Raw genomic sequence first — 7,991 nt, 5'->3', positions numbered from 1 at the left:
AGAACCAAAAAACAGGAGGGAATCGAAATGGCTATTGTACATGTGACGGATCAAACATTCGAGACGGAAGTGGAGAAACAGGAAGGAACCGTATTGGTTGATTTTTGGGCGACTTGGTGCGGTCCTTGCAAAATGTTGTCTCCAGTATTGGATGATTTCGAGTCTGAGTTTGGAGATCAATTGAAAGTTGCAAAAATCAATGTCGACGACAATCTGCAAACCACCGGAAACTTTGCCGTGATGGGAGTTCCAACCCTCATTTTGTTTCAAGATGGAGTTGCCATCGATCAAGTTTCCGGCTATCGTTCGAAAGACCAGATTAAGGCTTGGATTGACAGCCAAACAAAGTGATCGAAGTGATTCGGAACTGGTCGGCCAAGTGATGGCGCTATTTGCCGACCAGAATTGAAAATGAGCCAAACGAAGATTTACTAATAGAGGAAAATTCTCTTAAATTCAAGCCTGTGGTTGGAATTCTCCAGCCCAGGCATTTATATTTGAAGATAAAAGTTCGGAGTTACTTACTCCTACGCGATAATTCTCGTGATCCTGGTGCTTTTCTTTATTCCGAAAGTAATGCTTTCACGAGCTGTATCAAATATTGATCGTGGGAAGGCGGCAAGATTGCCTTTAAAAGTGTACGCTACGCTATCAGGTTGGCGACAACAGGAATGCTAATTCATTTTACCGCCATTCCTACTAACCTGGCTGTTTTTTATTACGGATAATCATTTTGGCGTTGCATCAACGGTCGGATACATAATATCGGCTTCTTTAGTTGCAATTTTCTTGGGAGGAACTTTTGTCACACGGTCAATTGAATTTTTTAAAACTACACTAATTCCCTTTGGTTTTGGTTTACTTTTATTTGCTCGAACGTTTTTGATGCTAAGTATCGCTCATTCTCTGTGACATGTCGTGCTTGCGGTTATCATTACTGGATCTGGATTTGGAAAGCTTTATCCAGTATTAATGAACAAGGCCGTAGTAGCAGCTCCGAAAGAACGCCTTTTTGGATTTTATAACCATAACCGATCGCAGGTAACCTGAGATCTCCATCTCCACATTTTCCTTCTTCAATTCCTTCGTACAAAGAAAATGCCGTTTCACTTCACTCACTCATTTTAGAGTACTTCGAGTAGACGAGAGTGATTGCTGAACATATGGAAACAGTAAGAACATGGAGCTATCGCTGGAAATGAAGCACAATAGGCCGATATCATTCGGCTTGAGCAACAAGGCACATCAAATTCTTCCAGTGAATAAGAAACCCAACATCTCTAAAGGGACGTTGGGTTTCTCACAATCTGAGGTCTCACAAGGGGGTATATCTTTTATGCTTTTCTCAGAGCTTCTTTAATTGATCGATGATTTCCTGAGGCTCCATACGATCCATGAAGTCCGGGTTGACCTGCACGCGGCGAACGATTCCTTCCTTGTCGATAATAAACGTCGCAGGAACCGGTAGCACCCAGCGATCGGTTTTATTGAACTGGTGAGATCCAGCCCAAACGTATTTTTGAAAACATTTTGAAGGGACTCGGACAATTTAAACAGAATTTTGTAGCTATCGGCGACATGGCTGTTCGGATCGCTCAGCACCTGGAGGGTTGGATATTACAGAAGGGACACCAGCTGCCGTGGTAGAAGGTAAGGACAACCGGGCCTTTCGTAAGCTCGTCATAAAGATTCAAATGCCCGCCGAGTGGATTGGCCAGAGTAAAATTCGGCGCTTTATCCCCTTCCTTTAAACCGAACGCGATACCGGACTGCTGTTGCTCCTTAATGTGCCGAAAAACTTCCGACTGGGCCTCTTCAGGTGCGTGACGATAAACATTTCCTTCGTTAGATCCAATTGTTCTTTAACTAACATTGTACAACGCTCCTTTTTAAAATTAATATTGGAGTTGTTTGATCCATTTTTTTTTGGCCAATCATTACGTTATTTTTCTGGATTGTCAACTCTATTTTTGTTTTACTACATGTATGGAAAACTTAATAAATATCAAGAATCAAGAGCAGCGGCAGACGATAAAGGGAAAAGAGACGCGCGCGCGTATCGTCGCTGCCGCTGCCAAACTGATGTTTGATCGCGGCGTTGCCGGTTCAAGCGTGGAAGACGTGCAGCAGGAGGCTAAGGTCAGCGCCTCCCAGCTGTACCATTATTTCAGGGAGAAGCGAGAGCTCGTTCTGGCGGTCATTGTTTATCAGACCGAACAAGTGCTGAGTGCCCAGGAGCCTCTGCTGAGTCATCTGGACAGCATGGAAGCGCTGCGAACTTGGCGCGATGCGATTGTTCAGTTTCAGATTGAACGGCAATGCCAGGGGGGTGTCCGATCTGCTCGCTTGCCAGCGAGCTGGCGGATACGGACTCGGCAGCTCGTACCGAGCTAGAAGCCGGATTTATGCAGTGGGAGCACTCCATTCGCAGAGGACTTCGCGCGATGATTGATCGCGGCGAGCTGAGAGCCGATGCCGATCCGGACATTCTCGCGCTGGCGCTGCTGACCGCCCTTCAGGGCGGCCTTCTTCTTACGCAAGTCCGCAAGGAGACGAGCCCGCTCGAAGTGGTATTTGACGCCATGCTTGCGCATATCCGCACGTTCATCATCTGATGTGCCGCCAGAAAATGCGGCGGATATGCTGAAGCGTATTTCAAACGGCACAAGATGTCGTTTGATGCTTTTTAATGATGCTGTATTTATTAAAAAAATACATTATGAGGAGGAAGTTTCGTCTTTCTGTTTTGCTCCTGCAGAGGAGGCGGTCCCAATGCCTTTTGTTCGGGGATAATAAAGTTTGGATTTCGTATACGATGAATATATTCACAAAGGTGGAGACAAAAACTGTTCTCCACCTTTGTATTTTATTATGAAGCAGCGGTATCTTTCATTCAATTTATTTAAATGAGACGGTCCAGGATCAGCGCAATCACTTTGCCCATAGACTAGACACTTAGAAAAAAGGTTTCAGGCTGTGGGTACCTTTTTGTATACTTGAGTAAGCAGCGGAGTGGATAATATGAGCAAGAAGCAATTTAATGAAGAAGCTTAGAGCGGGCTCGTTTTATGCCAAAGCGGCAGAACTGATCAAGAAGGTCTTCCATTGAAAGGGTTTCAAAAAAGAGGCTCGCTCCATCAAAATGATACTTGAGAAAAAGTTTAGCATCATGTATAACCTGAAAAGAATCCGCAGGCTCATGAAGAAATTAACCTCGTATGCCCTCATAGAAAACCCAACCCATACAAGCTCATGGCCAAGGCAAGCAGGGACATCGACCCCTTCCTAACCACTTGCAGAGAGATTTCAGACTAGGTGTACCGGGGCTTGCATTGCTTACCGATATCACCTATCTTCCGTATGGCCGCACAGAGATGGCCTATTTGCTATATATAGGGACTTAAAGTAATGGATTTTTATTGTTGGATAATCTCATTCACCTACTTGGTTTAATATCTTAATTTTACAGAGAAAAGGCACAATCTCCTCAAAAACTTGAGGAGATTGTGCCTCTTTCAATACAGGAAACATCTTTTGTCGGCTGCCTTACTCTTGAAGGCTTTTTTTTAAGTGTCTTTGACAAAAGGTCCAGATTAATGTGAGAAAGCTGCGGAGAGCTTTCTTTTTCCGACCTTAATTATTGAATAACGCGGCGAGCCGTAGTGTAGTGCTCGTTCCACCAGCCGCTGTTGATATCGGTGATCGTTACCCCGCCTTTACCGTAGGTATTGATCATTTTGCCGTTTCCTATATAAATGCCAACATGATGAATCGGGGAGTAGAAAAAGACCAGATCACCCGGCTTCAGCTTGCTCCGAGGTACATAAGTCCCCACTTGGGATTGCTGTCTAGAGTTGCGCGGAATTTTAATTCCGTTTTGTTGGAATACATACTGCGTAAAGGAAGAACAATCGAATGAATTAGGATTTCCAGAAGGTGCTCCGAATTGATAACGAACTCCCAAGAATCGTTGACCCGTTGCTACTACGTTATTGGCTTGGGAAGAAGCGGAAACTGTTGCAGCATGAGCTTGAGGCGCTCCGATTACCAAGTTTCCTGTCGTCAATAAAGCTAAGCTGAGGCTACCTCCAAGTAACGTTTTCGTGAGACGGTTCATTCTCATGGCAAGTTCCTCCTAGGTGTGTGATTATTGTTGTGTTGTTGCTGCCGACAAATATACTATATCACATCGAAATATGTATGAAATTGGAAGGTGTTCCATAACCATAAGCCAAGCTTAGCTTTTTCCCCCTTTATTAGAATTTCATGAGAATTCGCGGTCGGGAAAGGGCTTGAAAAAAATGTTCAGTTTGCAATGGGAAGTGTTTTCTTTTCCAGCATTGGGCGATTTATGCCGGAAACGAGCGAACAGCCTTCTTCCAAAAGCGATATGACGGATCGTTTCGAGATAATTGAAGTGGTCGCTTGAAACGGAATCATTGACGGAGCTATCCGAGCTGTTGATTGAGGTGATAGAGCACAGAGCCTTCATCAGTTTTCTGCCGCCGTAACCCGTAAGGCTACAATTTTGTCTAGCCTTGCTGATATCGATAACACTACACTGGAGATCGCATGCGTAAAATCCGGCGACGTCCGGTTATTGTCTGTACAGACGAATGAATATAGAACTATGGACGCTTGCCGGCAGGAAAAAGGTAAATGAGCAAATAGACAGCGAGATGCTTGGGTTCGGATTGCTGAAGTTGAAGGATTTCAAATACAGAATGGAATGACTCTTGAAGAATGGGAGCAGCTGACATTCGGAGAGGAAGAATGAAGTATTAACATGGACACGTTGTGTTGTTGGTGTTTGAGCAGTAAAGTTCTTTAATTGAAATTAATGTCTTTAACTCCCAGCACGATTTGGAATACAGCTATGAACAGAAACGTTTCACTCTTGCCGATTACGAAGGGGGGCGGAATGTGACGGAACAAGCGCTCATTATCAAACATCCCTCATAAAGAAAGAGAAACCCAAGCATCTTTGAAAAAGGATGTTGGGTTCCTCGAAAATCCGTAGCCACACAATGAAGCCTCTTTTTTATGCTTTTGTAATTTAACAAAAATGGAGTTGACAATCCATAAAAATGACGTTATCATGAATTAATGGAGTAACTACTCCAATAACATTAATTTAAAGGAGAGTTGTACCATGTCGGTTAAAGAACAATTGGATCAAACGAAGGAAGGTTTTATTGCCACCGCGCCTGCAGAGGTGCAATCGGAGATTTTTCGGCATATTCAGGAGCAACAGCAGTCCGGTATCATTTTCGGGTTGAAGGAAGGGGATAAAGCCCCGAATTTTACGCTGGCCAATCCGCTCGGTGAGCCAGTGAACCTGTATGACGAGCTTGCGAAAGGCCCGGTTGTCCTGACCTTCTACCGCGGCAGCTGGTGTCCCTTCTGCAATATCCAGCTTCGTGCTTACCAGCAATTGCTGCCGGAGATTGAGAAGCTCGGCGGCCAGCTGATCGCCGTCACTCCGCAAAGCCCCGACAACTCGCTGTCTCACAAGGAGAAGGAGGAACTGACCTTCCAAGTGCTGAGTGACTCGAACGGCCGAGTCGTCGACAGCTACAAAATACTGTATGAAGTGCCCGATTACCTTCAGGACGTCTTCAAAAATAAGTTCGGTCTGGATCTGACCGAGTTCAATAAAACCGATCGCTGGATTCTGCCGGTACCTGCGACATTTATTATCGACAAAGAAGGAATCGTCCGCCGCGCGCATGTCAACCCGGACTTCATGAAACGGATGGAGTCACAGGAAATCATCGATCAATTACAGAAACTCTGAGAGTCATGTATGGAAAACGTAATGGAAGTCAAGAAACAAGAGCAGCGGCTGACGAAAAAGGGTAAAGAAACGCGCACGCGTATCATCGTCGCCGCGGCCAAACTGATGTTTGAGCGCGGCGTTGCCGGGACATACGTGGAAGAGGTGCAGCGGGAGGCCAAGGTCAGCGCCTCCCAGCTGTACCACTATTTCAAGGAGAAGCGAGAGCTCGTTCTGGCGGTCATAGTGTATCAGACGGAGTGTGTGCTGGATGCCCAGGAGCCTCTGCTGAGCCATCTGGACAGCATGGAAGCGCTGCGAGCCTGGCGCGATGCGATGGTCCAGCTTCAGATTGAACGGCAATACCAAGGGGGCTGTCCGATCGGCTCGCTTGCCAGCGAACTGTCGGATATGGACGCGGCGGCTCGCAGCGAGCTCGAAGCCGGATTTATGCAGTGGGAGCACTCCATTCGCAGAGGACTTCGTACGATGCAGGAGCGCGGCGAGCTGAGAGCCGATGCCGATCCTGACGGCCTCGCGTTGGCGTTGTTGACCGCTCTTCAGGGAGGCCTTCTTCTTACAAAGTGCCGCAAGGAGACGAGTCCGCTCGAAGCAGTACTGGACGCTATGCTTGCGCATATTCGTTCGTTTGTCGTCTGATGTGCCGCCAGATGATAAGGCGGATATGCCGAAGCGTCACGCACACAGCACAAGATGTCGTTCGATACTTTTTAATGATGCTGCAATGTAGTTTCATTCTTACGAAATGAAGGGAGGATATTTCGTTTTTCAGCTTTGCTCGGCAGAGGAGGCGGTCCTAATGTCTCTTGTTCGGGGATAATAATGTTTGGGATCTCGTATACGATGAATATATACACAATGGTGAAGTGAGTATATCGCGGCGCGGCCTTCTGGCTTATACAGGTAATGACATGGAGAATGAGTAACGATCAACACGATATGCGGCATTGAGTGGAACGAAAGTTTTCCCCCGAACACCACCCTAATGTGTTAATGCAACGGTCTATGTCATCCCGCCCACTAATCACAAACTACAAGAGTCGGTGTGGTGAAACTCCACTTTTAACATACAGGTCACTTTTAGAACCTTGAAGTAATACAGCGTCACGGATTCTAGAAAAAATTAAGTTCCAATTTTAATCCATATGTTGCGAGTGGTGTCAGTACAATTTCCAAACGGTCAAGCATAAAAATCAATTAGCGTGAACTTCAGGCATTTCCTCTTCGAAAAAGAGGTCGTCCAGCGAGCTGAGCGTACCGTCTTCCTCTACTTGAAAAACAGACATTTTGTCGCCCTTCACGGTCAATTCAATATAACAGCCTCAGCAGTAAAATTGATGAGAGCCTATTTTGCCGATGTCTTTGGAATTGCAGTTCGGACAACGGAGCATGGTCATCACACCCTATTCACGGCAATACCCCCAGCAGATAGTGAGGATATGCTCAAGTTTTCTGTCGTTGTTGTACATCTTACGAGAAGATTATCCCTATTAAATGCTTACCACTGCTTTTGTATCAGTTGAGCTTCCGGCTCTCATGGCCGGGATATTGTCTTACAAAATATGGTCCACATCAAACGATGAACGAACCGATATGTGCAAGCATGGCGTCCAAACTAACTTCAAGCGGCCTGGTTTCCCGGCGCACCTGAGTTAGAACAAGTCCGCCTTGAAGAGCCGTCAGTAGAGCCAGTGCCAGATCATCCGGATCGGCATGGGTTCTCAGTTCGCCGCGGTCATACATTGCGCGTAGTCCGTTGCGGATGGAGTGTTCCCACTGCATGAACCCGGCCGCGAGCTCAGTACGAGCAGCCTGGTCCGATTCTGATAATTCGCTGGAGAGCGCACCGATTGGACATCCACCGTGGTATTGACGCTCAATTTGGAGTTGCACAATCGCATTGCGCCAGGATCGCAGTGCTTCCATGCTGTCCAAGTGGCTCAGCAGAGGCTCCTGCGAAGCCAGCACATACTCAGTCTGATACACAACGACCGCCAAAACGAGGTCACGCTTCTCCTCGAAGTAATGGTACAGCTGCGAAGCACTCACCTGAGCCTCCCGCTGCACATCCTCGACGGTTGTACCAGCTACTCCACGTTCAAACATCAGTTTGGCCGCAGCGGCGACGATTCGAGCACGCGTTTCCTTTCCTTTTTTTGTTAAACCTTGTTCCTGCTTCATATCAATTCTCCTT

Annotated in this window: 10 protein-coding genes and 2 pseudogenes; 6 read left to right on the top strand and 6 right to left on the bottom strand. The window is 46.5% G+C overall.

Going from position 1 to position 7,991, the window contains the following annotated elements; genetic code table 11:
- Window positions 1-27 precede the first annotated feature (27 nt).
- Window positions 28-351: a thioredoxin gene (gene trxA / locus BLT91_RS30000; protein ID WP_090819948.1), complete on the top strand. Its 324-nt coding sequence runs from the start codon at window positions 28-30 to the stop codon at window positions 349-351.
- Window positions 352-1,345: 994 nt separating this feature from the next.
- On the opposite strand, the gene BLT91_RS32465 is transcribed toward trxA, so the two are convergent.
- The 3 genes from BLT91_RS32465 to BLT91_RS33740 form a co-directional block, all read right to left on the bottom strand.
- Window positions 1,346-1,471 carry an oxidoreductase gene (locus BLT91_RS32465; protein ID WP_217635311.1) on the bottom strand — a complete coding sequence of 42 codons (126 nt, stop codon included), beginning with the start codon at window positions 1,469-1,471 and terminating at the stop codon, window positions 1,346-1,348.
- A gap of 124 nt (window positions 1,472-1,595) precedes the next feature.
- Complete coding sequence (locus BLT91_RS33345) at window positions 1,596-1,694, bottom strand: hypothetical protein (RefSeq protein WP_254777212.1); 99 nt, start codon at window positions 1,692-1,694, stop codon at window positions 1,596-1,598.
- Window positions 1,695-1,747: 53 nt separating this feature from the next.
- On the bottom strand, window positions 1,748-1,873 hold the full coding sequence (locus BLT91_RS33740) for a hypothetical protein (protein ID WP_302847580.1): 126 nt from the start codon (window positions 1,871-1,873) through the stop codon (window positions 1,748-1,750).
- 113 nt (window positions 1,874-1,986) lie between these two features.
- On the opposite strand from BLT91_RS33740, the gene BLT91_RS32460 reads away from it, so the two are divergent.
- From BLT91_RS32460 to BLT91_RS33340, 3 genes and pseudogenes are all read left to right on the top strand, one after another.
- Complete coding sequence (locus BLT91_RS32460; protein ID WP_217635310.1) at window positions 1,987-2,394, top strand: TetR/AcrR family transcriptional regulator; 408 nt, start codon at window positions 1,987-1,989, stop codon at window positions 2,392-2,394.
- Window positions 2,319-2,615 (top strand): TetR family transcriptional regulator C-terminal domain-containing protein, encoded by a 297-nt coding sequence (locus tag BLT91_RS32455; RefSeq protein ID WP_217635309.1) that lies wholly within the window; start codon window positions 2,319-2,321, stop codon window positions 2,613-2,615. Before BLT91_RS32460 ends, BLT91_RS32455 begins: the two co-directional genes overlap by 76 nt.
- Window positions 2,616-3,118: 503 nt before the next feature.
- Window positions 3,119-3,386 (top strand): annotated as a pseudogene (locus BLT91_RS33340) (IS3 family transposase); the annotation flags it as partial.
- Window positions 3,387-3,637: 251 nt separating this feature from the next.
- Here BLT91_RS33340 and BLT91_RS29985 read toward each other — a convergent pair.
- Window positions 3,638-4,117 carry a C40 family peptidase gene (locus BLT91_RS29985; protein WP_090827872.1) on the bottom strand — a complete coding sequence of 160 codons (480 nt, stop codon included), beginning with the start codon at window positions 4,115-4,117 and terminating at the stop codon, window positions 3,638-3,640.
- A 1,035-nt stretch (window positions 4,118-5,152) separates the two neighbouring features.
- Here BLT91_RS29985 and BLT91_RS29980 point away from each other — a divergent pair.
- On the top strand, window positions 5,153-5,797 hold the full coding sequence (locus BLT91_RS29980; protein ID WP_090827866.1) for a peroxiredoxin-like family protein: 645 nt from the start codon (window positions 5,153-5,155) through the stop codon (window positions 5,795-5,797).
- Window positions 5,798-5,806: 9 nt separating this feature from the next.
- Complete coding sequence (locus BLT91_RS29975) at window positions 5,807-6,436, top strand: TetR/AcrR family transcriptional regulator (RefSeq protein WP_217635308.1); 630 nt, start codon at window positions 5,807-5,809, stop codon at window positions 6,434-6,436.
- 554 nt (window positions 6,437-6,990) lie between these two features.
- Here the strand turns inward: BLT91_RS29975 and BLT91_RS29970 are convergent.
- Window positions 6,991-7,188: pseudogene (locus BLT91_RS29970) on the bottom strand (hypothetical protein).
- Between the two features lie 181 nt (window positions 7,189-7,369).
- A partial coding sequence (locus BLT91_RS29965) for a TetR/AcrR family transcriptional regulator (RefSeq protein ID WP_217635307.1) occupies window positions 7,370-7,991 on the bottom strand: 622 nt, incomplete at its 5' end.

Source organism: Paenibacillus sp. yr247, assembly GCF_900103825.1.
Classification (GTDB): domain Bacteria; phylum Bacillota; class Bacilli; order Paenibacillales; family NBRC-103111; genus Paenibacillus_E.
This window is presented reverse-complemented; position numbering and strand designations above follow the sequence as displayed.

What these genes read in the sequence shown, in the direction of transcription:
- trxA (WP_090819948.1), top strand. Translation starts at nt 28, where the DNA reads ATGGCTATTGTACATGTGACGGATCAAACATTCGAGACGGAAGTGGAG.
- BLT91_RS33740 (WP_302847580.1), bottom strand. Translation starts at nt 1,873, where the DNA reads ATGTTAGTTAAAGAACAATTGGATCTAACGAAGGAAATGTTTATCGTC.
- BLT91_RS32460 (WP_217635310.1), top strand. Translation starts at nt 1,987, where the DNA reads ATGGAAAACTTAATAAATATCAAGAATCAAGAGCAGCGGCAGACGATA.
- BLT91_RS32455 (WP_217635309.1), top strand. Translation starts at nt 2,319, where the DNA reads ATGCCAGGGGGGTGTCCGATCTGCTCGCTTGCCAGCGAGCTGGCGGAT.
- BLT91_RS29985 (WP_090827872.1), bottom strand. Translation starts at nt 4,117, where the DNA reads ATGAACCGTCTCACGAAAACGTTACTTGGAGGTAGCCTCAGCTTAGCT.
- BLT91_RS29980 (WP_090827866.1), top strand. Translation starts at nt 5,153, where the DNA reads ATGTCGGTTAAAGAACAATTGGATCAAACGAAGGAAGGTTTTATTGCC.
- BLT91_RS29975 (WP_217635308.1), top strand. Translation starts at nt 5,807, where the DNA reads ATGGAAAACGTAATGGAAGTCAAGAAACAAGAGCAGCGGCTGACGAAA.